Source organism: Azospira sp. APE16 (genome assembly GCF_047901315.1).
Classification (GTDB): Bacteria; Pseudomonadota; Gammaproteobacteria; order Burkholderiales; family Rhodocyclaceae; genus Azospira; species Azospira oryzae.
On the sequence record NZ_CP179682.1, the window covers coordinates 3200685 to 3227575 of the forward strand.

20 protein-coding genes, 4 tRNA genes and 6 rRNA genes are annotated in these 26891 nt (G+C 56.8%); 7 read left to right on the forward strand and 23 right to left on the reverse strand.

What is annotated here, in order from left to right:
* Positions 1–123: 123 nt before the first annotated feature.
* The gene (locus tag ACLSSQ_RS15220) at positions 124–555 is read left to right on the forward strand and encodes a MaoC family dehydratase (RefSeq protein ID WP_014236448.1); all 432 of its coding nucleotides are present in this window, start codon (positions 124–126) and stop codon (positions 553–555) included.
* Positions 556–638: 83 nt separating this feature from the next.
* On the opposite strand, the gene ACLSSQ_RS15225 is transcribed toward ACLSSQ_RS15220, so the two are convergent.
* Complete coding sequence (locus ACLSSQ_RS15225) at positions 639–2564, reverse strand: DEAD/DEAH box helicase (RefSeq protein WP_130460175.1); 1926 nt, start codon at positions 2562–2564, stop codon at positions 639–641.
* 184 nt (positions 2565–2748) lie between these two features.
* Positions 2749–2958: a hypothetical protein gene (locus tag ACLSSQ_RS15230; protein ID WP_014236446.1), complete on the reverse strand. Its 210-nt coding sequence runs from the start codon at positions 2956–2958 to the stop codon at positions 2749–2751.
* A gap of 135 nt (positions 2959–3093) precedes the next feature.
* On the opposite strand from ACLSSQ_RS15230, the gene ACLSSQ_RS15235 reads away from it, so the two are divergent.
* The gene (locus ACLSSQ_RS15235; protein ID WP_014236445.1) at positions 3094–3303 is read left to right on the forward strand and encodes a hypothetical protein; all 210 of its coding nucleotides are present in this window, start codon (positions 3094–3096) and stop codon (positions 3301–3303) included.
* 52 nt (positions 3304–3355) lie between these two features.
* Here the strand turns inward: ACLSSQ_RS15235 and ACLSSQ_RS15240 are convergent, their stop codons facing one another.
* Complete coding sequence (locus ACLSSQ_RS15240) at positions 3356–3766, reverse strand: hemerythrin domain-containing protein (protein ID WP_014236444.1); 411 nt, start codon at positions 3764–3766, stop codon at positions 3356–3358.
* Between the two features lie 162 nt (positions 3767–3928).
* On the opposite strand from ACLSSQ_RS15240, the gene ACLSSQ_RS15245 reads away from it, so the two are divergent.
* A complete protein-coding gene (locus ACLSSQ_RS15245; RefSeq protein WP_416243160.1) occupies positions 3929–5035 on the forward strand; it encodes an HD-GYP domain-containing protein in 1107 nt (368 codons plus the stop codon).
* On the opposite strand, the gene tcdA is transcribed toward ACLSSQ_RS15245, so the two are convergent.
* On the reverse strand, positions 5032–5820 hold the full coding sequence (gene tcdA / locus ACLSSQ_RS15250; protein ID WP_416243161.1) for a tRNA cyclic N6-threonylcarbamoyladenosine(37) synthase TcdA: 789 nt from the start codon (positions 5818–5820) through the stop codon (positions 5032–5034). The genes ACLSSQ_RS15245 and tcdA overlap by 4 nt on opposite strands.
* A 70-nt stretch (positions 5821–5890) precedes the next feature.
* Here tcdA and corA point away from each other — a divergent pair, with 70 nt between their 5' ends.
* Positions 5891–6964 (forward strand): magnesium/cobalt transporter CorA, encoded by a 1074-nt coding sequence (corA, locus tag ACLSSQ_RS15255; protein WP_014236441.1) that lies wholly within the window; start codon positions 5891–5893, stop codon positions 6962–6964.
* Between the two features lie 11 nt (positions 6965–6975).
* On the opposite strand, the gene ACLSSQ_RS15260 is transcribed toward corA, so the two are convergent.
* A complete protein-coding gene (locus ACLSSQ_RS15260) occupies positions 6976–7941 on the reverse strand; it encodes an MBL fold metallo-hydrolase (RefSeq protein ID WP_416243162.1) in 966 nt (321 codons plus the stop codon).
* Between ACLSSQ_RS15260 and ACLSSQ_RS15265 the strand changes: the two genes are divergently transcribed.
* Positions 7940–8902: an alpha/beta fold hydrolase gene (locus ACLSSQ_RS15265; protein WP_416243163.1), complete on the forward strand. Its 963-nt coding sequence runs from the start codon at positions 7940–7942 to the stop codon at positions 8900–8902. The genes ACLSSQ_RS15260 and ACLSSQ_RS15265 overlap by 2 nt on opposite strands.
* A gap of 6 nt (positions 8903–8908) precedes the next feature.
* Here ACLSSQ_RS15265 and ACLSSQ_RS15270 read toward each other — a convergent pair whose 3' ends face one another.
* The 12 genes from ACLSSQ_RS15270 to ACLSSQ_RS15325 all read right to left on the reverse strand — a co-directional run bounded on the left by ACLSSQ_RS15270 (position 8909) and on the right by ACLSSQ_RS15325 (position 20704).
* Positions 8909–9253 (reverse strand): FKBP-type peptidyl-prolyl cis-trans isomerase, encoded by a 345-nt coding sequence (locus ACLSSQ_RS15270; protein ID WP_014236438.1) that lies wholly within the window; start codon positions 9251–9253, stop codon positions 8909–8911.
* 44 nt (positions 9254–9297) lie between these two features.
* Complete coding sequence (gene msrA, locus ACLSSQ_RS15275) at positions 9298–9858, reverse strand: peptide-methionine (S)-S-oxide reductase MsrA (protein WP_416243164.1); 561 nt, start codon at positions 9856–9858, stop codon at positions 9298–9300.
* Between the two features lie 163 nt (positions 9859–10021).
* Positions 10022–10135, reverse strand: a 5S ribosomal RNA gene (gene rrf / locus ACLSSQ_RS15280).
* Positions 10136–10235: 100 nt separating this feature from the next.
* Positions 10236–13121: ribosomal RNA gene (locus ACLSSQ_RS15285) — 23S ribosomal RNA — on the reverse strand.
* 225 nt (positions 13122–13346) lie between these two features.
* Positions 13347–13422, reverse strand: a tRNA-Ala gene (locus ACLSSQ_RS15290).
* 14 nt (positions 13423–13436) lie between these two features.
* Positions 13437–13513, reverse strand: a tRNA-Ile gene (locus ACLSSQ_RS15295).
* Positions 13514–13650: 137 nt separating this feature from the next.
* Positions 13651–15190, reverse strand: a 16S ribosomal RNA gene (locus tag ACLSSQ_RS15300).
* Between the two features lie 345 nt (positions 15191–15535).
* Positions 15536–15649, reverse strand: a 5S ribosomal RNA gene (gene rrf, locus ACLSSQ_RS15305).
* 100 nt (positions 15650–15749) lie between these two features.
* Positions 15750–18635 (reverse strand): 23S ribosomal RNA (locus ACLSSQ_RS15310).
* A gap of 225 nt (positions 18636–18860) precedes the next feature.
* Positions 18861–18936, reverse strand: a tRNA-Ala gene (locus ACLSSQ_RS15315).
* 14 nt (positions 18937–18950) lie between these two features.
* Positions 18951–19027: transfer RNA gene (locus ACLSSQ_RS15320), tRNA-Ile, on the reverse strand.
* A 137-nt stretch (positions 19028–19164) separates the two neighbouring features.
* Positions 19165–20704: ribosomal RNA gene (locus ACLSSQ_RS15325) — 16S ribosomal RNA — on the reverse strand.
* Together the 16S, 23S and 5S rRNA genes with 4 tRNA genes alongside form the textbook arrangement of a ribosomal RNA operon.
* A 568-nt stretch (positions 20705–21272) precedes the next feature.
* Here ACLSSQ_RS15325 and ACLSSQ_RS15330 point away from each other — a divergent pair.
* Positions 21273–22625, forward strand: coding sequence for a peptidoglycan DD-metalloendopeptidase family protein (locus ACLSSQ_RS15330; protein WP_416243165.1), 1353 nt, complete (start codon positions 21273–21275; stop codon positions 22623–22625).
* 70 nt (positions 22626–22695) lie between these two features.
* Here ACLSSQ_RS15330 and erpA read toward each other — a convergent pair whose 3' ends face one another.
* The 5 genes from erpA to rplM form a co-directional block, all read right to left on the reverse strand.
* Positions 22696–23043, reverse strand: coding sequence for an iron-sulfur cluster insertion protein ErpA (erpA, locus tag ACLSSQ_RS15335; RefSeq protein WP_014236435.1), 348 nt, complete (start codon positions 23041–23043; stop codon positions 22696–22698).
* A 44-nt stretch (positions 23044–23087) separates the two neighbouring features.
* Positions 23088–23498 (reverse strand): bactofilin family protein, encoded by a 411-nt coding sequence (locus ACLSSQ_RS15340; protein ID WP_014236434.1) that lies wholly within the window; start codon positions 23496–23498, stop codon positions 23088–23090.
* A 20-nt stretch (positions 23499–23518) separates the two neighbouring features.
* Positions 23519–24019 carry a DUF6776 family protein gene (locus ACLSSQ_RS15345; protein ID WP_416244298.1) on the reverse strand — a complete coding sequence of 167 codons (501 nt, stop codon included), beginning with the start codon at positions 24017–24019 and terminating at the stop codon, positions 23519–23521.
* Positions 24020–24462: 443 nt separating this feature from the next.
* A complete protein-coding gene (rpsI, locus tag ACLSSQ_RS15350; RefSeq protein WP_014236432.1) occupies positions 24463–24855 on the reverse strand; it encodes a 30S ribosomal protein S9 in 393 nt (130 codons plus the stop codon).
* A 9-nt stretch (positions 24856–24864) separates the two neighbouring features.
* The gene (rplM, locus tag ACLSSQ_RS15355; RefSeq protein ID WP_014236431.1) at positions 24865–25293 is read right to left on the reverse strand and encodes a 50S ribosomal protein L13; all 429 of its coding nucleotides are present in this window, start codon (positions 25291–25293) and stop codon (positions 24865–24867) included.
* A gap of 500 nt (positions 25294–25793) precedes the next feature.
* Between rplM and ACLSSQ_RS15360 the strand changes: the two genes are divergently transcribed.
* Positions 25794–26210 (forward strand): OsmC family protein, encoded by a 417-nt coding sequence (locus ACLSSQ_RS15360; protein ID WP_130459322.1) that lies wholly within the window; start codon positions 25794–25796, stop codon positions 26208–26210.
* A 37-nt stretch (positions 26211–26247) separates the two neighbouring features.
* Here the strand turns inward: ACLSSQ_RS15360 and coq7 are convergent, their stop codons facing one another.
* The gene (gene coq7, locus ACLSSQ_RS15365; protein ID WP_152090511.1) at positions 26248–26871 is read right to left on the reverse strand and encodes a 2-polyprenyl-3-methyl-6-methoxy-1,4-benzoquinone monooxygenase; all 624 of its coding nucleotides are present in this window, start codon (positions 26869–26871) and stop codon (positions 26248–26250) included.
* Positions 26872–26891 lie beyond the last annotated feature (20 nt).

A 26891-nucleotide genomic window follows, 5' to 3' on the forward strand; every position in this document is an offset into this window, starting at 1 on the left:
CCGCCCTCCATGCTGCACAGCAAAACTTTTTGTCACATGCCAGCGTTATCATGGCTGCATGGGCTCGGGAGGCACCATCGGGCGAGCCCCGCGAATCACCATGACAATAACCGGAGAAACTGGATGAATGCACTGAACGGCTACAACATCGAAGACCTGCAACCCGGCATGAGCGCCAGCACCGCCAAGACCGTGACCGAAGCGGACATCGTCCTCTTCGCCGGCATCACCATGGACACCAATGCGGTGCACATGAACGAGGAATTCGCCAAGACCACCATGTTCGGCGGGCGCATTGCCCACGGCATGCTGTCCGTCGGTTTCATCTCCGCCGTGCTCGGCACCCGCCTGCCCGGCCCCGGCAGCATCTACCTGGGCCAGACCCTGAAGTTCAAGGCGCCGGTGCGCCCCGGCGACACCGTCACCGCCACGGTCACGGTCAAGGAAGTCCTGGTGGAGAAGAAGCGGGTGGTGCTGGACACCGTCTGCACCGTCGGCGGCAAGCCGGTGATCGAGGGCGAAGCCACCCTGATGTGCACTTCCAGCAAGGGCTGACGGCAGTTTTTCTGCCATGAAAAAAGGGGCGCCGCGGCGCCCCTTCTGTTTTGCTCCCGGCTGGGCCGGGTACGGTTCAGGCCTCAGCCTTCCCGCGGCGCGCGGCGCTTGGCCGGCGGCTTGTTGCCGCCGAAACCGCCAGCGCCGCCGGGCTTCTTGTTGCCGAAACCGGGCTTGCTAAAGCCACCCTTGCCGCCGGGAGCCGCACCGCGGGGAGCGCGGTTGCCGTCCACGTCACCGCCCCACTTGCGACGGGGCGGAGCGATCACCTCGGATTCGCCGTCGAGACGGTGGATCAGCAGGGGACACTGCTTGATCTCCACTTCCTTGAGCAGCATCAGGGCATCCTTGGGCAGACTGTCCGGCAGTTCCACGGTGGAGTACTCGTCGAACAGGGCAATGTGGCCGATGTAGCGGCTCTGGATGTCGGCTTCGTTGGCGATGCAGCCGACGATGTCCTTGGGCGTGGCACCCTGGTTGCGGCCCACCTCGATGCGGTAGCGCACCATGTTGCCGACGTTGCCCAGATCCCGGCCCTTGCCCTTCTTGGCGTCGGTCCGCTCGGGGCGCTCACCCCGCTCCGGACGCTCTTTGCGTTCGAAACGCTCGCCCCGTTCGGGACGCTCGAAACGTTCCTTGCGCTCGGGGCGGCCCTCGGCCGAATCGGCCTCGAAGCTGCGCACTTCCTTTTCCGGCATCAGCAGGGGGCGGGACTTCTGCACCAGGAAAGCCAGGGCGGCGGCCACTTCGTGGGCGCCCACATTGGCCTCTTCCTCGATCTGGGTCACCACCTCTTCAAAGAAGGACAGCTCGCCGGCCTCCAGGGTCTTGATGACCTGCTGCTTGAACTGGGCGACGCGGCGGTCGGCCACGTCCTGCTTGGTCGGCAGACGCAGGGGGGAGATGTTCTGGCGCGTCACCTTTTCGATGGTGCGCAGCATGCGCATTTCCCGGGGGGAAACGAAGAGGATGGCGGTGCCGGTACGGCCGGCGCGGCCGGTACGACCGATGCGGTGCACATAGGCTTCGACGTCGTAGGGAATGTCGTAGTTGATGACGTGGCTGACACGGGGCACGTCGATGCCGCGGGCGGCCACGTCGGTGGCGATGACGATGTCCAGGCCGCCGCTCTTCAGCTGCTCGATGACACGCTCGCGGCTGGCCTGGTTCATGTCGCCGTTGAGGGCGGCAGCGGCGTAGCCCCGGGCTTCCAGCTTCTGGGCCAGCTCTTCGGTGGCGGTCTTGGTGCGCACGAAGATGATGGCGGCGTCCAGACTGTCTTCCACTTCCATGATGCGGGTCAGGGCATCCAGCTTGTGCAGGCCGGAAACCTGCCAGTAGCGCTGCTGGATGGCGGAGACGGTGCTGGTGGCGGACTTGATCTTCACTTCCTGGGGATCGCGCAGGTACTTCTGGGCGACACGGCGGATCTGCTCCGGCATGGTGGCGGAGAACAGGGCGGTCTGGCGCTCGGCGGGAATGTGCTCGAGGATCCACTCGACGTCGTCGATGAAGCCCATGCGCAGCATTTCGTCGGCCTCGTCCAGCACCAGGGTCTTCAGGCGGGACAGGTCCAGGCTCTTGCGCTCCAGGTGGTCCATGACCCGGCCCGGGGTGCCGATGATGACGTGAGCGCCGCGCTGCAGCTGCTTCAGCTGGATGCCCAGGCTCTGGCCGCCGTAAATGGGCAGCACGTGGAAGCCGGGCAGGTGCTTGGCGTATTTCTGACAGGCCTCGGCCACTTGAATGGCCAGCTCGCGGGTGGGGGCCAGGACCAGGGCCTGGGGGAAACGCTGGGTCACGTCCAGCTTCTGCAGCAGGGGCAGGGCGAAGGCGGCGGTCTTGCCGGTACCGGTCTGGGCCATGCCCAGCAGGTCCTTGCCTTCCATCAGCAGGGGAATGCATTCGGCCTGGATGGAGGACGGGGTTTCATAACCCACATCGGTCAGTGCCTGCAGAATGGGTTCGGAGAGGCCCAATTGGGCAAAGGTGTCGACAGAGGATGTCATGGAGCTTCCAGTAATGAGGTGGAGCCGCTCGAGGCAGCTCAGGTCAAGCGCAGGGAATCGCCAGCCAATTTGGGGTCATCATTGACCCGACCAAGCCCCGGAAAAGCCGAGGCGCCCACTTCCGCCGAACCCCGAAGACGGATGTCTCCGGCCCGACGGCCACAACCGCGAGGATCAAAGCGCCTTAACGCGCTTCCCGCTCTGCGGCATCAACCCGTTCCTGCCCCTGCCGACCCGCCTGTTCCAGCTGTCCCTGCAGCTTTTCCTGGGTCTCTTTGGCCTGCTGAACTTCCTGAGCCTTGGCGGCTCCGCCTGCTGCAGCCGTGGTGGCGGTGTCGGCCAGGCCACAGGCAGTCAGGGAAAGAAGAAGCGCGATGCAGACGATACGCAACATGGGGGCTTCCAACGGGAAGGGCGTACTGTACTCCTAAATATCGGAGATTACGAGCTTTTTCCCGGCAAACGCGGTGCCGGATGCCTATACTCGAAGTAGGGGTTTTCCCCCGGCATGAACGCTAAGGAGAACGTCATGAGCTTCTTCGATGGCTCCATCGGCCGCTGCGAAGCGGTCCACGAAATGGTACTGACCGATCAGACTCAACGGCAATGCGCCTTGGAGCACGGCTGCCCGCCGGGGAGGGAGTGTCCGCTGGATGGCTGCTTTGCCCAGGTTTCCGGTCTGGCAGAAAGTGACATGCCCGTGACCGGCGAAAAAACGGCCAAACGCTTTCGCCACTGATGCTGACCAGTAGCCTCGTCCGCGGGGCTAGGTACGGGAGAGTTATGTTGGCTCAGGCCGCCAGCGGAACGGGAGCGTAACCGACGTTGCGCATATGCACGGCCAGGGCCGTATCCATGGTGGCGGCATGGGTGGTGAACCAGTCCACCAGTTCCGCCACGGCCTTGCGCCCGATGGAAATGTCGCCCCGGCTGACGAAGCGGCGGATGCTCTGCAGGGTCTGCAGGACTCGCCGATGCTCATCCATATGGCAGTGGATGGGAAGAAAGTTGGAGGCCTCCATCCAGCGGTCTTCCTGCTCGAAATGATCCACGGTGTGGGCCAGGAACTGGTCGAAACCGTCCAGGAACTGGTCATCGGCAATTTCGGCCAAGCGGTTGATCCACTCCACGAACTCCTTGTGGGTGTGATCCATGGGAGCGCAGCCCAGGTCGTACTGGGGCAGCCAGGGCATCAGAGGCATCACTTAATCCATATAAAACGTACGGTTATTATCCATTTTGAGGTGCACCGCCATTTTGATGCACATTAAAAATTGCGGATATGCCATAAGCCGCACTTTTCCCTGGTGGGCGCTGCAGCCTGGATTAAACTGATACCAACAAACAAGAGGGGGAGACTACGCATGAGCAACGTCAAGACGCTGAACCCGCTGATCCCGGACCCGGAAATTTTCCAGGACTTCGTGGATGCCCTGGGGGACCACATCCCAGCCATCGAGCGAGACATCGGCCGGTTGAAGAATGCCCCGGAGGACCGGGCCGTACTGGCCGATCTCTTCCGCGCCGTACACACCATCAAGGGCGATGCCGCCCTGTGCAAGCTGGACCTGGCGGTGCGCATCGCCCATCCCATCGAATCCATCCTCTCCCGCCTGCGGGAAGGGCAGCTGCAGTTCTCCGAGCTCATCGGCGAAGCCGTGCTGCTGGCCCTGGACCGCCTGGAGCTGGCCATCGACGCCATTGGCGCCGGCCGCTCGGTGGAAAACCTGCGCCTGGACAAGCTGATCCAAGGCCTCGATGCCCTGGGCGGCTGCCAGCCGGCCGAAGTGGACCAGTACAGTGCCGAACTGATCGAGGCGGTCACCGGCTTCCAGCCCATCGCCAGCATCGGCACTGCGCCGCGGCAGGCCCGGCCGGTTCTGCGCAGCAACGAACATCTGGCCAACGACCTGCGCTTCTTCCGCAGCCTGGCCCAACAGTTCGAGAACCGCTCCCCCCTCTTCAAGGGCCGCAGCGCCAGGCTGCTGAAACTGGCCCTGGACACCAATGCAGAAGCAGGCAAGCCGGTGGACCCGGTTCAGCTGGCAGCCGCGGTCTACATGCACGACCTTGGCATGATGTTCGTCCCCGAGTCGGTCTGGCTCAAGGTGGGGCGCATGACGGACGAGGAAAAGCAGCAACTGCGTCAGCACCCGCTGCAGGGAGCCGGCCTGCTGCAGCGCATGGAAGGCTGGGAGGAAGCGGCCCGCATGGTGGCGGAGCACCACGAAATGCCCGACGGCGCCGGCTACCCCAGGGGCCTGGGGCAAAAGGACATCTGCGACGGGGCCAAGATCCTGGCCATTGTGGATGCCTTCGAGGCGGTCACCCTGAAACATGGCCAAAGGGGCCATACCCGCTCCGTGCTGCGGGCCATTGCCGAGGTCAACGCCTGCGACAAGCAGTTCGCCCCGGAATGGATCGCCCCCTTCAACGCCGTCATCCGGCGCCAGGTGGAAGCGGCCGACTAGACGGAAGCGGCCAGCCGGCGCAGGACGACGGACGCGGCCACCAGGCCGAAGCTGGCGGTCACGGTGACGGCGGAACCGAAGCCGGCGCAATTGAGGCCGGCTGCGCCGCCGCCGGCCGGTGCCGAACAGGCTGTATCGGGATAACGCAGGGGCTCTTCCGAATAGACGGCGTCAATGCCGAATTTCTTTTTCGGGTCCTTGGGAAAGCCGTGGCTCTTGCGCAACTGGCCCCGCACCTTGGCCAGCAGGGGGTCCTGGACGGTACGGGAGAGATCGGCAACCCGGATCATGGTCGGGTCCATCTGTCCGCCGGCCGCCCCGGCCGTCACCACCGGCCAGTCATGGCACCGGCACCAGGCCAGCATGGCGGTTTTCGCCCGCACCCCGTCGATGGCATCCACCAGATAATCCACCGGCGGCAAGGCCCCGAGCAGGGCATCCAGGTTGTCGGGCTCGACGAAGTCGTCCACCAGGGTCAGCCGGCAGTCCGGATTGATCTGCCGCACCCGCCCGGCCATGGCTTCGATCTTCGCCTGGCCCAGGGTGGCCTCCAGGGCATGGATCTGCCGATTCAGATTGGATTCGGCCACATGGTCCAGATCGATCAGGGTCAGGGCCCCCACTCCGCTGCGTGCCAGGGCTTCCACGCTCCAGGAGCCAACGCCGCCGATACCGACCACGCACACATGGGCCGCCCGGAAGCGGGCCAGGGCCTGGGTTCCGTAGAGCCGGGCAACACCACCGAAGCGGCGCTCGTAATCGGGGGAGGAGTCGATTTGGTTCATGGCGGGCGATGATACCCCAGGCCGCAGCTCCCTGGCTGCCCGGGGCCCGGGCTGCTACCATGGTTGCATCATGAGCCATGACAAGAAACTGCGTTCCCAGAAGGCGGGGCTGGAACCCGGCAGCCTGGTCCATCTCGGCGAGGTGAAGACCAGCACGCCCACGCTGATGCTGCTCGAGTACGACAGCAACGGTCTGTACGAGCAGGAGTTGAGCAGCCGGGAGCAGATCGACGGACTGGTCCGGCGCCCTGGCTGCACTCTCTGGCTCAATGTTTATGGCCTGCAGGACCCGGACCTGATGGCCGCCATCGGCAAACGTTTCGGCCTGCACCCCCTGGTGCTGGAAGACATCCTCAACACCGACCAGCGGCCCAAGGTCGACGACTACGAGGACTATCTCTACCTGGTGGCGCGCCTCTTCGATTACGTGCCCCACAGCCGCCAACTGGCCAGCGACCAGGTCAGCATCATCCTGGGCAAGGATTTTGTCCTCACCTTCCAGGAGCGGCCCTCCGGCACCTTTGGCGCCCTGCGGGAGCGGCTGCGGGCCAATCGCAATCAGGTTCGCCGCCTCGGCGCCGACTATCTGGCCTATTCCCTGCTGGACTCCCTGGTGGATCGCTATTTCGCCCTGGTCGAGCAGGTGGGCGACCATGCCGAAATCCTGGAGACCTCCCTCATCAACCGGCGCCCCCGGCCGGGGGTGTTGCAGTCCATCCACCGGCACAAGCGGCAGATCACCACCCTGCGCCGTGCCATCTGGCCCCTGCGGGAGGTGCTCAACGTCCTGCTGCGCAGCCATGACGGTTTCTTCCGGGCGGAAACGGTGCTCTACCTGCGCGACGTCTACGATCACACCGTCCATCTGATCGAGTCCCTGGAGGACCTGCGAGACCTGCTGACCGGCCTGCTGGACGTCTACCTCTCCGCAGTCAGCAACCGGGTGAACATGGAGGTCCGGGCACTGACCGTGGTGGCCACCATTTTCATGCCGGCCACCCTGATTGCCGGCGTCTTCGGCATGAACTTCCATGTCATGCCCTGGCTGGAACACCCCGATGGATTCTGGTTCGCCATGGGACTGATGGGCGCCATCGCCACCATCATGCTGGCGGCCTTCTGGCGACGGCGCCTGATCGGCTGAGCAACCGACTCCTAGCGGTTGTCCAGCCAGAAGGCCAGGCCCTGGGCATTAAGCTCGATATCCAGGGCAAAGATCTCCAGCAGTTGCGCTTCCGGCACGGTCCAGCCGTAGCGCTTCGCCTCTGCCAGCAGCAGGTCGTTGAGACCGGCCACCAGCTTTTCCTGGCGCACCTGACCGCTCCCTTCCACGGCTTCGACCAGCGCCACGTGAGCGTCCAGCAGGCGATGCAGGTCGGCCCCCAGGCGCTTGACGTCATGCACCCGGCTGAAATGGGTGAGGAACATGTAGGGCAGGTCAAAGGAAAGCAGCAGGTCGATGGAGGCATGCATGGCCGCCGGATCGAACTGGACCGGTGTCGTGGTGGGGAAGATGAACTGTTTCAGTTCGTCCCCAACCTGGAGGTCCAGTTCTCGATAGGACAAGCCGAAGGTATCGCCGGTAAAGATGCCGCCTCCCTTGCGATCCACCAGCCCCAAATGATGCTTTGCATGGCCGGGCAAATCCAGGCACAGCAGCTCCCGATTAGCCAACTGCAGGCAGGTTCCGTGGCCGGCCTCGATGATCCGCTCGGCGGGCACCGGAATCAGTTCCCCGTAGAAGTCCCGGGCCCGGGACTCCCCATAGACGGCCACCACGCCGGTCCAAAGCTTGGACGGCTCGGCCATGTGCCGTGCGCCCCGGGGGTGGACCACCAGACGGGCATTGTCGAAGGCCTGCATATACGCCCCGGCACCGCCCGCATGGTCCAGATGGATGTGGGTGAGAACCACGTAGTCCACGCAATCCGCCGTCAGCCCCAATGCCGCCAGGGCCGACTGGACGCGGGGCAGGGAAGCATTGTTGGCCGTATCCACGACTGCCACCCGCCCCTCATCTACGATGAGATGAATGGCCGCCAGATGGGGGCGGCCATAGCCGGATTCCAGGGCATATACACCCTGCTCATAGGGGATCAATCCCAGTTCGGTGTTGTTCATGGTCTCCATCATTCTTGTTGAGTGTGGGGTTATTGTAGCGGAGCACCGTACTGAGGCGTATTGCCACCCGAGCCACTCTGTGGGAGCCTCGCCTTATTCCTTTTTCAACGCTACGCACCGGTCAGCCATGAGCCATTTTTTTGCAGACGACGGCGAGAAGATCCACCTGCACGTTTCCGGCAACGGCACACCGCCGATTGTGATGCTGCACGGGTGGACGTCCAGCCATCAGGAGTGGTTCCCCTTCCTGCAGGACCTCAACACCCACCATCGGGTGTGGCGTTGGGACGCCCGTGGCCATGGCGGCCACGCCCTGAGCCAGCCGACCCCGCCGACCGTACAGCGCATGGCCAGGGATTTGCGTAATCTGCTGGAGACCTACGATTTGGAAGAGGTGGTGACTGTCGGCCACTCCATGGGTGCCCTGACCCTGTGGCAGTACATCCGTGATTACGGCTGCGACCGTCTGGGGAAGATTTGCCTGATCGACCAATCACCTAAGCTAGTTACGGCCGCAGACTGGCCCCACGGCGTTTACGGGGATTTCGACGAGCACCGCTCCAGCGCCTTCATCAACGAACTGGAACAGGACTTTCCTGAAGCCGTGCTACGCCTGGGTGCCCTGGGTCTGAATCGGCGCGCCAGGGAAAAATATGAAGAGAATGCCAAGGGCTGGGCCAAGGCCCGGGAATGGTTAAGTCAGTTGCCCCCCAAACCCTTGATTGCCTGCTGGCAGAGTTTGACGGAAGCGGATTACCGGGATGTGCTGCAGCAGATCCACATTCCGGCTCTGCTGATTTACGGCGGCGAAAGCAACTTCTATCACAGCAGCACCGCACACTATGTCGCAGCCCGCATACCCCGGGCCCTGCTACACATCTACGAAGGCACGGACCACTCCCCCCACCAGTGGCAGAGGGAGCGTTTCGTCCGGGACCTGCTGACGTTTATCGGTGGTTAGCCGAGCTTAACGACAGGCCAGCATCTCCACTTCGAATACCAGGGTTGCATTGGGGGGGATGACGCCGCCGGCACCACGGGCTCCATAGCCCAGTTCCGGCGGAATGGTGAGCTTGCGGCTCCCGCCGATCTTCATTCCCTGCACCCCCTCATCCCAGCCGGCAATGACGTGGCGGGCCCCCAGCATGAACTCGAAAGGATCATTACGATCCTTGGAGGAATCAAACTTCTGGCCATCTGTCAGCCAACCGGTGTAATGCACGGTAACGATGTCGCCGGCCTTGGCTTCGACGCCGTCGCCTAGGACCAGTTCTTCAATGATCAGGCCGGAAGCAGTGGTGGTAGTACTCATGAAGTCTCCTGAAAGTTAGGGGAAAAACGGGCTGCAATTATTGTTCAGACAGCGCTCAGGCGATCCGGAAAATCCCGCTTGAGTTGCTGCAGCTTCGGCGCAATCACCAGCTGGCAATAGGGTTGAGCGGCATTTCGCGCGTAATAGTCGCGATGATACGCTTCCGCCTGATGGAAAGGCCCCAGAGGCAGCAATTCCGTGACGATGGGGCTGGGCCACCGGGCCTGAAGGTCAGCGATGAACTGCTTTGCCAGCGCTTCCTGCAGGGGACTGGCGAAGAATATGACCGAGCGGTACTGGGAGCCTATGTCATGCCCTTGTCGATTGACAGTGGTGGGGTCATGGCTACTGAAAAACACCTGTAGCAGGGCTTGAAAGCCAATTCGCGCTGGATCGAAAGCGATTCGTACAACCTCTGCGTGACCCGTCGTTCCGGTGCATACAGCCTCATAGTCCGGGGCCTCGGTGCGCCCACCGCTATAGCCCGGCTCCACGGACAGCACGCCATCCAGGCGACGGAATACCGCTTCCAGACACCAGAAACAGCCTCCGCCCAGGATCAGATGATCTACCTCAACATTGCCTAATGTCATGTTGGTTTCCATTGCGGGTGGATGGAAATGGACCATCAGGAGGTAAATAAATTCACTGCGAATGCTCCTCTTGCGACAGTTCAAGTCACCAGGAAGGCGTTTTTGGAGGAGGGAATTTAGTGAGGTACAAATAGAAACACCCCAGCCACATAGTAGCTGGGGTGTTGTAAGGGGAGCCTGGCGGTGACCTACTTTCGCACATGAAGTATGCACTATCATCGGCGCAACTCTGTTTCACGGTCCTGTTCGGGATGGGAAGGGGTGGGTCCAGAGCGCTATGGCCGCCAAGCGTAACTTGTTCGCTCGCCGTCGAGTGACGTCGAGCGCAAAATGGGAGAAGGTTAAATGTGATTGCGTTTCAAACTGAAGCGCTTTGATCTCAGAGTTATAGGATCAAGCCGCACGGGCAATTAGTATCGGTTAGCTTAACGCATTACTGCGCTTCCACACCCGACCTATCAACGTGGTGGTCTTCCACGACCCTTTAGGGGGCTCGAAGCCCCGGGGAAGTCTAATCTTGAGGCGAGTTTCCCGCTTAGATGCTTTCAGCGGTTATCTCTTCCGTACTTAGCTACCCGGCGATGCGACTGGCGTCACAACCGGTACACCAGGGGTACGTCCACTCCGGTCCTCTCGTACTAGGAGCAGCCCCCCTCAAACTTCCAGCGCCCACGGCAGATAGGGACCAAACTGTCTCACGACGTTTTAAACCCAGCTCACGTACCTCTTTAAATGGCGAACAGCCATACCCTTGGGACCGGCTACAGCCCCAGGATGAGATGAGCCGACATCGAGGTGCCAAACACCGCCGTCGATATGAACTCTTGGGCGGTATCAGCCTGTTATCCCCAGAGTACCTTTTATCCGTTGAGCGATGGCCCTTCCATACAGAACCACCGGATCACTATGACCTGCTTTCGCACCTGCTCGACTTGTGGGTCTCGCAGTCAAGCACGCTTATGCCATTGCACTATTAGCACGATGTCCGACCGTACCTAGCGTACCTTCGTACTCCTCCGTTACCTTTTGGGAGGAGACCGCCCCAGTCAAACTGCCTACCATGCACGGTCCCAGACCTGGATTCACAGGCCATGGTTAGAACCTCAAACAAACCAGGGTGGTATTTCAAGGACGACTCCACCAGAACTAGCGTCCTGGTCTCACAGTCTCCCACCTATCCTACACAGATCGGTTCAAAGTCCAATGCAAAGCTACAGTAAAGGTTCATGGGGTCTTTCCGTCTAGCCGCGGGGAGATTGCATCTTCACAAACATTTCAATTTCGCTGAGTCTCAGGAGGAGACAGTGTGGCCATCGTTACGCCATTCGTGCAGGTCGGAACTTACCCGACAAGGAATTTCGCTACCTTAGGACCGTTATAGTTACGGCCGCCGTTTACCGGGGCTTCGATCAAGAGCTTGCACCCCATCACTTAACCTTCCGGCACCGGGCAGGCGTCACACCCTATACGTCCACTTTCGTGTTTGCAGAGTGCTGTGTTTTTATTAAACAGTCGCAGCCACCATTTCACTGCAACCCCATCGAGCTTCGAGAGCAAGTCTCTACACCCTACCGGGGCGCACCTTATCCCGAAGTTACGGTGCCAATTTGCCGAGTTCCTTCTCCTGAGTTCTCTCAAGCGCCTTAGAATTCTCATCCTGCCCACCTGTGTCGGTTTGCGGTACGGTCCCAATGTAACTGAAGCTTAGAGGCTTTTCTTGGAAGCTTGGTATCAATCACTTCGCGCTCAAAGAGCGCTCGTCGTCACGCCTCAGCTTAGCCCCCCGGATTTGCCTAAGGGGCACGCCTACACGCTTAAACCGGGACGTCCAACACCCGGCTGACCTAACCTTCTCCGTCCCCCCATCGCATTACATTGAGGTACAGGAATATTAACCTGTTTCCCATCGACTACGCTTTTCAGCCTCGCCTTAGGGGCCGACTCACCCTGCGCCGATGAACGTTGCGCAGGAAACCTTGGGCTTTCGGCGAGGGAGCTTTTCACTCCCTTTATCGCTACTCATGTCAGCATTCGCACTTCTGATACCTCCAGCATCCCTCACGAGACACCTTCAACGGCCTACAGAACGCTCTCCTACCATATCCAAAGGATATCCGCGATTTCGGTGCATAGTTTGAGCCCCGTTACATCTTCCGCGCAGGACGACTCGACCAGTGAGCTATTACGCTTTCTTTAAAGGATGGCTGCTTCTAAGCCAACCTCCTGGCTGTCTGAGCCTTCCCACCTCGTTTCCCACTTAACTATGTCTTTGGGACCTTAATCGGCGGTCTGGGTTGTTTCCCTCTTGACACCGGACGTTAGCACCCGATGTCTGTCTCCCAAGCTCGCACTCTACGGTATTCAGAGTTTGCTATGGCGAAGTAAGTCGCGATGACCCCTTCAACCATTACAGTGCTTTACCCCCGTAGGTGATACTTGAGGCACTACCTAAATAGTTTTCGGAGAGAACCAGCTATTTCCGGATTTGTTTAGCCTTTCACCCCTATCCACAGCTCATCCCCTAACTTTTCAACGTTAGTGGGTTCGGACCTCCAGTGCGTGTTACCGCACCTTCATCCTGGCCATGGATAGATCATCCGGTTTCGGGTCTACGCCATGCTACTTAACGCCCTTATCAGACTCGGTTTCCCTACGCCTTCCCTACTCGGTTAAGCTCGCAACATAACGTAAGTCGCTGACCCATTATACAAAAGGTACGCAGTCACCCCACGAAGGGGCTCCCACTGTTTGTATGCATGCGGTTTCAGGATCTATTTCACTCCCCTCCCGGGGTTCTTTTCGCCTTTCCCTCACGGTACTGGTTCACTATCGGTCGATTACGAGTATTTAGCCTTGGAGGATGGTCCCCCCATATTCAGACAGGGTTTCACGTGCCCCGCCCTACTTGTCGCAAACTTAGTACCACGATCCTGTTTTCGCGTACGGGGCTATCACCCACTACGGCGACACTTTCCAGAGTCTTCCGCTAACAGATTCGCTATCACTTGCAGGCTGTTCCCATTTCGCTCGCCACTACTTTGGGAATCTCGGTTGATTTCTTTTCCTCCGGCTACTTAGATGTTTCAGTTCACCGGGTTCGCCTCCACTGACCTATGTATTCAGTCAGGGATACTCCTTGCGGAGTGGGTTTCCCCATTCGGACATCTCTGGATCAAAGCTTCGTTGCCAGCTCCCCAGAGCTTTTCGCAGGCTTGCACGTCCTTCATCGCCTGTAATCGCCAAGGCATCCACCACATGCACTTAGTCGCTTGATCCTATAACTTTGAGGCCTCTTCCGAGGCAGTTATAAGCAACTCAGTTTGTGTTTGTATCGCGCTAGCTGTAACGCGATACGATGCAATCACAATGTATATCTGGCTTGGTTTCGGCTCCAGATATACAACCTTCTCCATTTTGTTAAAGAGCAAACAGCATTGACCAAGAGGTCAGACCTAAGCATCCGTGCTTACGTATGAGCTCTTGCAGACAACCGAAGGGGTTGGTGGAGGCAGACGGGATCGAACCGACGACATCCAGCTTGCAAAGCTGGCGCTCTCCCAACTGAGCTATGCCCCCGCCTGATGAAGCGTTGGTGGGTCAGGTAGGAATCGAACCTACGACCCCCGCCTTATCAAGACGGTGCTCTAACCGACTGAGCTACTGACCCAAACTTCTCTTATCGAAGGGTCAGTAGAGGACCCGGAGTCAGTACGCCTGCGCGCTACTCCTGCTCCTGGCCTTTCCCTCATGCTGTTACTTGAACAACCGATAGGTTGTAGATGCTTGGAGGATGCTTTTCTCTAGAAAGGAGGTGATCCAGCCGCACCTTCCGATACGGCTACCTTGTTACGACTTCACCCCAGTCATGAATCCTACCGTGGTAATCGCCCTCCTTGCGGTTAGGCTAACTACTTCTGGTAGAACCCACTCCCATGGTGTGACGGGCGGTGTGTACAAGACCCGGGAACGTATTCACCGCGACATGCTGATCCGCGATTACTAGCGATTCCGACTTCACGCAGTCGAGTTGCAGACTGCGATCCGGACTACGATCGGCTTTCTGGGATTGGCTCCACCTCGCGGCTTGGCAACCCTCTGTACCGACCATTGTATGACGTGTGAAGCCCTACCCATAAGGGCCATGAGGACTTGACGTCATCCCCACCTTCCTCCGGTTTGTCACCGGCAGTCTCATTAAAGTGCCCAACTAAATGATGGCAATTAATGACAAGGGTTGCGCTCGTTGCGGGACTTAACCCAACATCTCACGACACGAGCTGACGACAGCCATGCAGCACCTGTGTCCAGGCTCCCTTTCGGGCACCAATCCATCTCTGGAAAGTTCCTGGCATGTCAAGGGTAGGTAAGGTTTTTCGCGTTGCATCGAATTAATCCACATCATCCACCGCTTGTGCGGGTCCCCGTCAATTCCTTTGAGTTTTAACCTTGCGGCCGTACTCCCCAGGCGGTCAACTTCACGCGTTAGCTGCGGTACTAAAAGGTTTAACCCTTCCAACACCTAGTTGACATCGTTTAGGGCGTGGACTACCAGGGTATCTAATCCTGTTTGCTCCCCACGCTTTCGTGCATGAGCGTCAGTACTAACCCAGGGGGCTGCCTTCGCCATCGGTATTCCTCCACATCTCTACGCATTTCACTGCTACACGTGGAATTCTACCCCCCTCTGCCGTACTCTAGCCTCGCAGTCACAAACGCAGTTCCCAGGTTGAGCCCGGGGATTTCACGTCTGTCTTACGAAACCGCCTGCGCACGCTTTACGCCCAGTAATTCCGATTAACGCTCGCACCCTACGTATTACCGCGGCTGCTGGCACGTAGTTAGCCGGTGCTTCTTATGCGGGTACCGTCATCAACAACGGATATTAGCCGTTGCCATTTCTTCCCCGCCGAAAGAGCTTTACAACCCGAAGGCCTTCTTCACTCACGCGGCATGGCTGGATCAGGGTTGCCCCCATTGTCCAAAATTCCCCACTGCTGCCTCCCGTAGGAGTCTGGGCCGTGTCTCAGTCCCAGTGTGGCAGATCATCCTCTCAGACCTGCTACGGATCGTCGCCTTGGTGAGCTTTTACCTCACCAACTAGCTAATCCGACATCGGCCGCTCCAAGAGCGCGAGGTCTTGCGATCCCCCGCTTTCCTGCTCACAGAATATGCGGTATTAGCGTAACTTTCGCTACGTTATCCCCCACTCCTGGGTACGTTCCGATGTATTACTCACCCGTTCGCCACTCGCCACCAGGAGCAAGCTCCCGTGCTGCCGTTCGACTTGCATGTGTAAGGCATGCCGCCAGCGTTCAATCTGAGCCAGGATCAAACTCTTCAGTTTAATCTCTGCTTAAAACTCGCTTGACGGATATATTCAAGTTTCCTTGACTACATCTTTGTGCAAGCGCTTGATTCATTTGTCCGACCTAAGCCGGAACACCCAACCAAGCACCTACACCTATCGGTTGTCCTATTTTTTAAAGAGCTTGCAAATCAAGATCTTATCTCAATCCGCCGCGCCGCCGTAGCAACGAAAGACGCGCATTCTACATACTTCTTTTACTGCTGCCAAGCACTATTTGCACTTGGCTGAAATCTTTTTAACTTTTTGCTTAATTACGCATGCGGCTCACCCTTGGAGAAGCAAACACCCCAGCCACATAGTAGCTGGGGTGTTGTAAGGGGAGCCTGGCGGTGACCTACTTTCGCACATGAAGTATGCACTATCATCGGCGCAACTCTGTTTCACGGTCCTGTTCGGGATGGGAAGGGGTGGGTCCAGAGCGCTATGGCCGCCAAGCGTAACTTGTTCGCTCGCCGTCGAGTGACGTCGAGCGCAAAATGGGAGAAGGTTAAATGTGATTGCGTTTCAAACTGAAGCGCTTTGATCTCAGAGTTATAGGATCAAGCCGCACGGGCAATTAGTATCGGTTAGCTTAACGCATTACTGCGCTTCCACACCCGACCTATCAACGTGGTGGTCTTCCACGACCCTTTAGGGGGCTCGAAGCCCCGGGGAAGTCTAATCTTGAGGCGAGTTTCCCGCTTAGATGCTTTCAGCGGTTATCTCTTCCGTACTTAGCTACCCGGCGATGCGACTGGCGTCACAACCGGTACACCAGGGGTACGTCCACTCCGGTCCTCTCGTACTAGGAGCAGCCCCCCTCAAACTTCCAGCGCCCACGGCAGATAGGGACCAAACTGTCTCACGACGTTTTAAACCCAGCTCACGTACCTCTTTAAATGGCGAACAGCCATACCCTTGGGACCGGCTACAGCCCCAGGATGAGATGAGCCGACATCGAGGTGCCAAACACCGCCGTCGATATGAACTCTTGGGCGGTATCAGCCTGTTATCCCCAGAGTACCTTTTATCCGTTGAGCGATGGCCCTTCCATACAGAACCACCGGATCACTATGACCTGCTTTCGCACCTGCTCGACTTGTGGGTCTCGCAGTCAAGCACGCTTATGCCATTGCACTATTAGCACGATGTCCGACCGTACCTAGCGTACCTTCGTACTCCTCCGTTACCTTTTGGGAGGAGACCGCCCCAGTCAAACTGCCTACCATGCACGGTCCCAGACCTGGATTCACAGGCCATGGTTAGAACCTCAAACAAACCAGGGTGGTATTTCAAGGACGACTCCACCAGAACTAGCGTCCTGGTCTCACAGTCTCCCACCTATCCTACACAGATCGGTTCAAAGTCCAATGCAAAGCTACAGTAAAGGTTCATGGGGTCTTTCCGTCTAGCCGCGGGGAGATTGCATCTTCACAAACATTTCAATTTCGCTGAGTCTCAGGAGGAGACAGTGTGGCCATCGTTACGCCATTCGTGCAGGTCGGAACTTACCCGACAAGGAATTTCGCTACCTTAGGACCGTTATAGTTACGGCCGCCGTTTACCGGGGCTTCGATCAAGAGCTTGCACCCCATCACTTAACCTTCCGGCACCGGGCAGGCGTCACACCCTATACGTCCACTTTCGTGTTTGCAGAGTGCTGTGTTTTTATTAAACAGTCGCAGCCACCATTTCACTGCAACCCCATCGAGCTTCGAGAGCAAGTCTCTACACCCTACCGGGGCGCACCTTATCCCGAAGTTACGGTGCCAATTTGCCGAGTTCCTTCTCCTGAGTTCTCTCAAGCGCCTTAGAATTCTCATCCTGCCCACCTGTGTCGGTTTGCGGTACGGTCCCAATGTAACTGAAGCTTAGAGGCTTTTCTTGGAAGCTTGGTATCAATCACTTCGCGCTCAAAGAGCGCTCGTCGTCACGCCTCAGCTTAGCCCCCCGGATTTGCCTAAGGGGCACGCCTACACGCTTAAACCGGGACGTCCAACACCCGGCTGACCTAACCTTCTCCGTCCCCCCATCGCATTACATTGAGGTACAGGAATATTAACCTGTTTCCCATCGACTACGCTTTTCAGCCTCGCCTTAGGGGCCGACTCACCCTGCGCCGATGAACGTTGCGCAGGAAACCTTGGGCTTTCGGCGAGGGAGCTTTTCACTCCCTTTATCGCTACTCATGTCAGCATTCGCACTTCTGATACCTCCAGCATCCCTCACGAGACACCTTCAACGGCCTACAGAACGCTCTCCTACCATATCCAAAGGATATCCGCGATTTCGGTGCATAGTTTGAGCCCCGTTACATCTTCCGCGCAGGACGACTCGACCAGTGAGCTATTACGCTTTCTTTAAAGGATGGCTGCTTCTAAGCCAACCTCCTGGCTGTCTGAGCCTTCCCACCTCGTTTCCCACTTAACTATGTCTTTGGGACCTTAATCGGCGGTCTGGGTTGTTTCCCTCTTGACACCGGACGTTAGCACCCGATGTCTGTCTCCCAAGCTCGCACTCTACGGTATTCAGAGTTTGCTATGGCGAAGTAAGTCGCGATGACCCCTTCAACCATTACAGTGCTTTACCCCCGTAGGTGATACTTGAGGCACTACCTAAATAGTTTTCGGAGAGAACCAGCTATTTCCGGATTTGTTTAGCCTTTCACCCCTATCCACAGCTCATCCCCTAACTTTTCAACGTTAGTGGGTTCGGACCTCCAGTGCGTGTTACCGCACCTTCATCCTGGCCATGGATAGATCATCCGGTTTCGGGTCTACGCCATGCTACTTAACGCCCTTATCAGACTCGGTTTCCCTACGCCTTCCCTACTCGGTTAAGCTCGCAACATAACGTAAGTCGCTGACCCATTATACAAAAGGTACGCAGTCACCCCACGAAGGGGCTCCCACTGTTTGTATGCATGCGGTTTCAGGATCTATTTCACTCCCCTCCCGGGGTTCTTTTCGCCTTTCCCTCACGGTACTGGTTCACTATCGGTCGATTACGAGTATTTAGCCTTGGAGGATGGTCCCCCCATATTCAGACAGGGTTTCACGTGCCCCGCCCTACTTGTCGCAAACTTAGTACCACGATCCTGTTTTCGCGTACGGGGCTATCACCCACTACGGCGACACTTTCCAGAGTCTTCCGCTAACAGATTCGCTATCACTTGCAGGCTGTTCCCATTTCGCTCGCCACTACTTTGGGAATCTCGGTTGATTTCTTTTCCTCCGGCTACTTAGATGTTTCAGTTCACCGGGTTCGCCTCCACTGACCTATGTATTCAGTCAGGGATACTCCTTGCGGAGTGGGTTTCCCCATTCGGACATCTCTGGATCAAAGCTTCGTTGCCAGCTCCCCAGAGCTTTTCGCAGGCTTGCACGTCCTTCATCGCCTGTAATCGCCAAGGCATCCACCACATGCACTTAGTCGCTTGATCCTATAACTTTGAGGCCTCTTCCGAGGCAGTTATAAGCAACTCAGTTTGTGTTTGTATCGCGCTAGCTGTAACGCGATACGATGCAATCACAATGTATATCTGGCTTGGTTTCGGCTCCAGATATACAACCTTCTCCATTTTGTTAAAGAGCAAACAGCATTGACCAAGAGGTCAGACCTAAGCATCCGTGCTTACGTATGAGCTCTTGCAGACAACCGAAGGGGTTGGTGGAGGCAGACGGGATCGAACCGACGACATCCAGCTTGCAAAGCTGGCGCTCTCCCAACTGAGCTATGCCCCCGCCTGATGAAGCGTTGGTGGGTCAGGTAGGAATCGAACCTACGACCCCCGCCTTATCAAGACGGTGCTCTAACCGACTGAGCTACTGACCCAAACTTCTCTTATCGAAGGGTCAGTAGAGGACCCGGAGTCAGTACGCCTGCGCGCTACTCCTGCTCCTGGCCTTTCCCTCATGCTGTTACTTGAACAACCGATAGGTTGTAGATGCTTGGAGGATGCTTTTCTCTAGAAAGGAGGTGATCCAGCCGCACCTTCCGATACGGCTACCTTGTTACGACTTCACCCCAGTCATGAATCCTACCGTGGTAATCGCCCTCCTTGCGGTTAGGCTAACTACTTCTGGTAGAACCCACTCCCATGGTGTGACGGGCGGTGTGTACAAGACCCGGGAACGTATTCACCGCGACATGCTGATCCGCGATTACTAGCGATTCCGACTTCACGCAGTCGAGTTGCAGACTGCGATCCGGACTACGATCGGCTTTCTGGGATTGGCTCCACCTCGCGGCTTGGCAACCCTCTGTACCGACCATTGTATGACGTGTGAAGCCCTACCCATAAGGGCCATGAGGACTTGACGTCATCCCCACCTTCCTCCGGTTTGTCACCGGCAGTCTCATTAAAGTGCCCAACTAAATGATGGCAATTAATGACAAGGGTTGCGCTCGTTGCGGGACTTAACCCAACATCTCACGACACGAGCTGACGACAGCCATGCAGCACCTGTGTCCAGGCTCCCTTTCGGGCACCAATCCATCTCTGGAAAGTTCCTGGCATGTCAAGGGTAGGTAAGGTTTTTCGCGTTGCATCGAATTAATCCACATCATCCACCGCTTGTGCGGGTCCCCGTCAATTCCTTTGAGTTTTAACCTTGCGGCCGTACTCCCCAGGCGGTCAACTTCACGCGTTAGCTGCGGTACTAAAAGGTTTAACCCTTCCAACACCTAGTTGACATCGTTTAGGGCGTGGACTACCAGGGTATCTAATCCTGTTTGCTCCCCACGCTTTCGTGCATGAGCGTCAGTACTAACCCAGGGGGCTGCCTTCGCCATCGGTATTCCTCCACATCTCTACGCATTTCACTGCTACACGTGGAATTCTACCCCCCTCTGCCGTACTCTAGCCTCGCAGTCACAAACGCAGTTCCCAGGTTGAGCCCGGGGATTTCACGTCTGTCTTACGAAACCGCCTGCGCACGCTTTACGCCCAGTAATTCCGATTAACGCTCGCACCCTACGTATTACCGCGGCTGCTGGCACGTAGTTAGCCGGTGCTTCTTATGCGGGTACCGTCATCAACAACGGATATTAGCCGTTGCCATTTCTTCCCCGCCGAAAGAGCTTTACAACCCGAAGGCCTTCTTCACTCACGCGGCATGGCTGGATCAGGGTTGCCCCCATTGTCCAAAATTCCCCACTGCTGCCTCCCGTAGGAGTCTGGGCCGTGTCTCAGTCCCAGTGTGGCAGATCATCCTCTCAGACCTGCTACGGATCGTCGCCTTGGTGAGCTTTTACCTCACCAACTAGCTAATCCGACATCGGCCGCTCCAAGAGCGCGAGGTCTTGCGATCCCCCGCTTTCCTGCTCACAGAATATGCGGTATTAGCGTAACTTTCGCTACGTTATCCCCCACTCCTGGGTACGTTCCGATGTATTACTCACCCGTTCGCCACTCGCCACCAGGAGCAAGCTCCCGTGCTGCCGTTCGACTTGCATGTGTAAGGCATGCCGCCAGCGTTCAATCTGAGCCAGGATCAAACTCTTCAGTTTAATCTCTGCTTAAAACTCGCTTGACGGATATATTCAAGTTTCCTTGACTACATCTTTGTGCAAGCGCTTGATTCATTTGTCCGACCTAAGCCGGAACACCCAACCAAGCACCTACACCTATCGGTTGTCCTATTTTTTAAAGAGCTTGCAAATCAAGATCTTATCTCAATCCGCCGCGCCGCCGTAGCAACGAAAGACGCGCATTCTACACAGAGAAAAACAAGCCGTCAAACAATTTTCAAAAACAATTAACCTTGAAAACGAAGCCTTGCTTACTCCGAAGTCGATAATAACCTATTGTTTTTTATCGACTTTCCCCTGCCACAAAGCAGCGAGAGAGGCGAATTATACAGGCCAAGAAACGCCAGTCAATACAAAAATAGAAACTTTTACCCAGAATTATTCACAAAACCAAAATTTCCCTAATAAATCCATGTGTTGGAAAAAACAGGTCGATACACGCCGCCGCTCCAGCAAACCCCTTATTACGCAACGACCCAGCCCCTGGGATAGCAATGCGCACCATGCTAGACTGCCGCAGTTAAAATAGCAGGGCAGGACACGCATCATGCACCAGCACCCCGGCAGCCAACACACCTCATCCTTATTGCCTCGCCACAGCCCGCTCTACCACCTAAAAAAGCATCCGGGAGCCGCCGCCGTATTTGGAGCCTTGGCCCTATTCAGCATGGTGGCTGCATTTGGCCTACAACCCCCCTCGCTAAGCAGCACCGAGCTTATCCCCCGCCCAGTTGTAGAAGACCTTGCGCTTGCACTCGCCCACCCTTTGGATTTGGGCAACCAAGCCTATCTAAGAGAAGAAAAGGTACAAAAGGGCGACAGCCTAGCCAACCTGCTCAACAGACTTGGCGTCAACGATGCATCAGCCCTGGATTACATCAAGCGAACCCCTGCCGCACACCCCACCTTTCGCCAACTAGCCCCCGGCAAGTTAGTCACGGCCAGCACCAGTGACACCGGAGAATTGCTACTCCTCAGTTTCCCACTGAACAATCGCGCAGAGAACTTGCTGATCGAAAGACACGGCAATACCTTCAGAACAAGAGAAGCGCCCCTGGCACTTCAATCCCAACTGGAAATGAAATCAGGCGAAATTCGTAGCTCGCTGTATGGAGCGACGGATGATGCAGGGATTCCTGACGCCGTAGCCAACCAGTTGGCGGAGATTTTTGGTGCAGACATCGACTTCCACAGAGACTTGCGCAAGGGAGACCGTTTCACCCTGATCTACGAAATGTACCGCCACCAAGGTCAAAGCATTCGTAGCGGACGAATTCTTGCTGCAGAACTTGTAAATGCAGGAAAAGTCTTCCGTGCCGTTTATTTTGAAGACCCGAAGAGCAGCATCAAGGGAAGCTACTACACACCAGAAGGCAAGAGTTTACGCAAGGCCTTCCTCCGCTCCCCACTTGAGTTCTCACGGATCACGTCTGGATTCACCAATGCCAGACTCCACCCAATTCTCCAACAATGGCGAGCGCACAAGGGTGTCGACTACGGCGCGCCAACGGGAACCAAAGTACGCGCCACCGGGGAGGGTACCGTGGAGTTTATCGGACGCCAAGGCGGATATGGGAATCTGATCATCCTCCGCCATCAAGGTCGCTACTCCACCGCATATGGACACCTGAGCAGCTTCACCCCCCAATTGCGTAAAGGCTCTCGGGTCAGCCAGGGCGAGCATATCGGCAACGTCGGCGCCACCGGATGGGCAACCGGCCCCCACCTACACTATGAATTTCGCATTGGCGGCGAACAAGTCAATCCCTTAGCAGTCCAGTTGCCCGGAGCACCGTCACTTGAAACCGCGCAACTGTTGCAGTTTCATCGGAAGACCCAGGATCTTCTGGCCCAGCTGGAAATGCTGAAACAAAGCGACATGGTTGCCTTTCAGGAGTAAGACCCCTCACAACCCCAACAAAAAAGCCCCGCAGATGCGAGGCTTTTTTGAGAGCACAGACTGAAGCGCACTATACGGAAAACGAGGAACCGCAGCCGCAGGTAGAGGAGGCGTTCGGATTCTTGATCACAAACTGGGAACCTTCCAGCCCCTCAGAGTAGTCGATCTCGGCACCAACCAGATACTGAAAGCTCATCGGGTCGATCAGAAGGGTCACACCATTCTTGTCCAGCACGGTATCGTCCTCGTTTGCCACTTCGTCAAACGTGAAGCCGTACTGGAAACCAGAGCAGCCACCACCGGTCACAAAAACCCGCAGCTTGAGCTCAGCATTACCCTCCTCTTCAATCAACTCCCGAACTTTGCTGGCAGCACTATCAGTAAAAACCAAGGGCAGACCATCAGCAACTGCATTCATAACGCACTCCTAAACTAAAAACTTGAATCCTATTAGTACCGCCGTCAGTTACTTGAAGCTGCCAATTTAAGCTCGACAGTCTTCGCATTAGACTGATGAATCAGCCTTCCCTGAACCACAGCACCTTGCTGCATCTCCAGGCTGTTGTACTCCACGTCACCTGTGACCTTGGCACACGGCTGAAGTTCAAGGGTTTCGGTTGCATGCACCGGACCAATCACTGTCCCATTGATCACCACGTGCGCAACATTTATCACCCCTTCAATACGCGCATGCTCACTAACAACTAGGGTCGACGGCTGATCTTGCGCGGCCTCGACATTTCCCTTTATTTCACCATCAATGCGCAGGCCACCACTGAACTGAACATTACCTTCCAAGCGAGTACCAGCACCAATAAGACTATCAATACGGTTCTGGGGCTTGCTAGCACCATTCTTCTTGCCACCAAACATGGAGCCTCCTCACTTAGGTATCAAAGCGACAGGGACTGCTTGGCACGCACGGACCCGTCCTGCACCAGACGCGCCTCTACCCCCTTAAGAACAGTACCTTTGGGGATAGAAAAATAACCTTCAGTCCGAAGGAACCGCTTGATTTCCAAACGGAACTTCCCCGCCGCCGAGTCCCCCTCGGCGGGAAGAACCATCATAACATCTTTGCCCGCCTGCTGCACTTTGAGGTGAAACTGGAGAAGCCCTCGGAACTCCTTGGAACGAGCCCCCGACTCCATCGCAATCAATAGCCGGTATCGATAGCGCCCCTCTTCGCCTTCTGGCTCCACCCTCAACCGGCTAATCTTCAAACCATCCTCTGACGCCCCAACCCCTGGCACAATGCTTTCAAAGAAAGCCAAATCCTCTTTCAGACTGGCATTTTCCTGCTCAAGCTGAGCAACCTGGCGCAGAAGGCGCTCTTTCGCGGAACGCTCAATCTGAACACTGCTTTCCCCCGCCGCCGAGGACTGACGCAGCACAGCCAACTCAGTCTCCAGAGCCTCAGTTCGAGTCCGCAGAGACGATATCTCCCGATCGGACTCCCGGCTATGAAATCCTGCGAAGCGCCGCCCCACGTCATACACCCAGGCCGCAGCAGCCAAAGACAAGGATAGCACCGCCACAACCAACAAAAGCCGCCAGTACCAGGAAACATGAGTACGAACAGCCACTTTGGGCGCACTTATCCCAAACCGCTGCCGCAGACGCTTACGAATCAATGATGTCGCCAACACGGCCATGGGTTCCCAACCAACGGATTATCACCGCGCACCGCGGTGGATGAAGACAAATCCAGCGACAATCCTTTGAACCAACACGCTGGACAGCGTCGCGCCATCTTAAACGCCCCAATCTTTACCAACAAGTCCGGATCAAGCAAAAAAAAAGCCGCCCAAGAGGCGGCTCCTTTTCACAGCGTTGATTAACGCTTGGAGAACTGCTTGCGGCGACGAGCCTTGTGGAAACCGACTTTCTTACGCTCAACTTCGCGGGCATCACGAGTCACGAACCCAGCCTTAGACAGAGCAGATTTCAGAGCAGCATCATAAGCAATCAACGCACGGGTGATGCCATGACGAACAGCGCCGGCCTGACCAGATTCACCACCGCCAGTAACATTGACCTTGATATCGAAGCCAGCGACCTGCTCAACCAACTCCAGGGGCTGACGCACGATCATGCGGCCGGTTTCACGGGAAAAGAATTGGTCAACCGGCTTGCCATTAACAACGATGTTGCCGGAACCGCGCTTCATGAAGACGCGAGCAACAGCGCTCTTGCGGCGACCGGTGCCATAAAAATAGTTTTCAGCCATGACAGTACCTTAGATATCCAGGGTTTTGGGCTGCTGAGCGCTATGGGGGTGTTCAGCACCAGCGTAGCACTTCATCTTCTTCAGCATGGCGTAGCCGAGCGGGCCCTTGGGCAGCATGCCCTTAACAGCCTTTTCCAGTACACGAGCAGGGAAACGCTGCTGCAGCTTGGTGAAGTTAGTTTCATAGATACCACCGGGGTAACCGCTATGCCGGTAATACTTCTTGTCCTCGGCCTTATTACCGGTGACACGAAGCTTCTCAACATTGGTCACGACGATGAAGTCGCCGGTATCAACGTGAGGGGTATAAATTGCCTTGTGCTTACCACGCAGCCGGCGAGCGATTTCAGTGGCGAGGCGGCCGAGCACCTTGTCTGTGGCGTCCACCACATACCACTCGCGCTTCACCTCATGGGGTTTAGCGGAAAAAGTTTTCATCTGGGCCGTCCTTAGCCTAATCACAGAAAGCCGCGGATTATATGGGGGCAGAACACCCCGTGTCAATGCCTTCTTGGCAGACAACACAATCCAGCGCCAACAAAAAAAGCGCGACTCCGAGGAGTCGCGCTAAATCCACACCAAAGGAGGAGGGTGGAGGAGACAAACTGCAAGCATGAGCCGCACCAAAACCTACGCACAACTCACACTTAAGTTGAGCTAATTATCACTAAAGGCAAGGTCGAAATCAAGTAATTTTTTGTGCGATGCACCAGTATTTTTTTAATTTGTCGATAATGTTTATGTATAAAACACAACCACATGTTTTAAATGAATAAACAACAATTACTGGAAATTGATTCACCAATTCGTAATTTCACAACCACCCCAGAAGCAGCCCAACACCCCTTGCATTTGTGCGACGCAGCAATGTGCACTACTCCCAGCCATCTGATAGAGCCCTTAGAATGCGCCCTTCCAATAAATGGAGGGGTCTCATCGTGGAATGCAAAGTTAAATGGGTTGATGGAATGGCTTTTCTGGCCGAAACAGGCAGCAACCATACTGTGATGATGGACGGCGCCCCGGAAGCTGGAGGTCGCAACCTGGCCCCCCGCCCGATGGAGCTATTGCTGGCAGGCACAGGAGGATGTACTGCCTTTGATGTTGTCCTGATCCTGAAAAAAGGACGTCATGAAGTTAGTGACTGCGAAGTAACGCTCCATGCCGAGCGCGCCGCCACAGACCCCAAAGTCTTCACGAAAATTCATTTCGCCTTCAAGGTCACCGGGAAAAATCTCAAGCAAGCCGCAGTGGAACGGGCTATCGAACTATCCAAGGAGAAGTACTGCTCAGCCTCAATCATGCTGGGCAAAACAGCCACCATCACGCACGAACTTGAAGTGGTCGAAGCATAGAATGCTTGCCCCAGGCCTACCGGGCCTGGGGCATACCTCATAGATAGTAGGCAACCCCCGTCATCACTTTTGACGACAACTTCATCGCGAGCCTGACCGGACCAGGCAAGTCCACTCCTCCGAGACTAACAGCCGTCTGAGCATGGCTCATCTCATCAAATTTCATCTGGCTCACAATGCTCCTTGAACGCTGATCAGCCAGGGGCAAGCGCCGTAAATGGCTATCGAGATGGCGTTCGACCTGGCGTTCTGTCTCAGCCAGAAATCCAAGATTCCACGAATCACCGGCCTTTCCCGCCACGACCCCCAGCGCCAGCGACCCCGCATACCACAGCGGATTCAAAAGACTTTTACGTCCGCCCAACTCCTGAATTCGTCTTTCGGTCCACGCAAGGTGCTCCGTTTCTTCCCAGGCCGCATGCTCCAGCGCCCGCTTGATCACCACATCCTTCGATGTCAGTGCCTGCCCCTGATACAAGGCCTGGGCGCATATCTCACCACAGTGATTGACCCGCATCAGCGCCGCGGCGTGACGCTTCTCCTCCGGAGACAATTCAGGCATCGGCACATCAGATCCTGGAACAGAGCGGCGAGTCGGCGCAGGGGCGAATACGGCTCGAAGCGCCTTATCAAACTCGACAATCAAACGATCAACACACATTCAGCAGTCCTCAGCCCCAA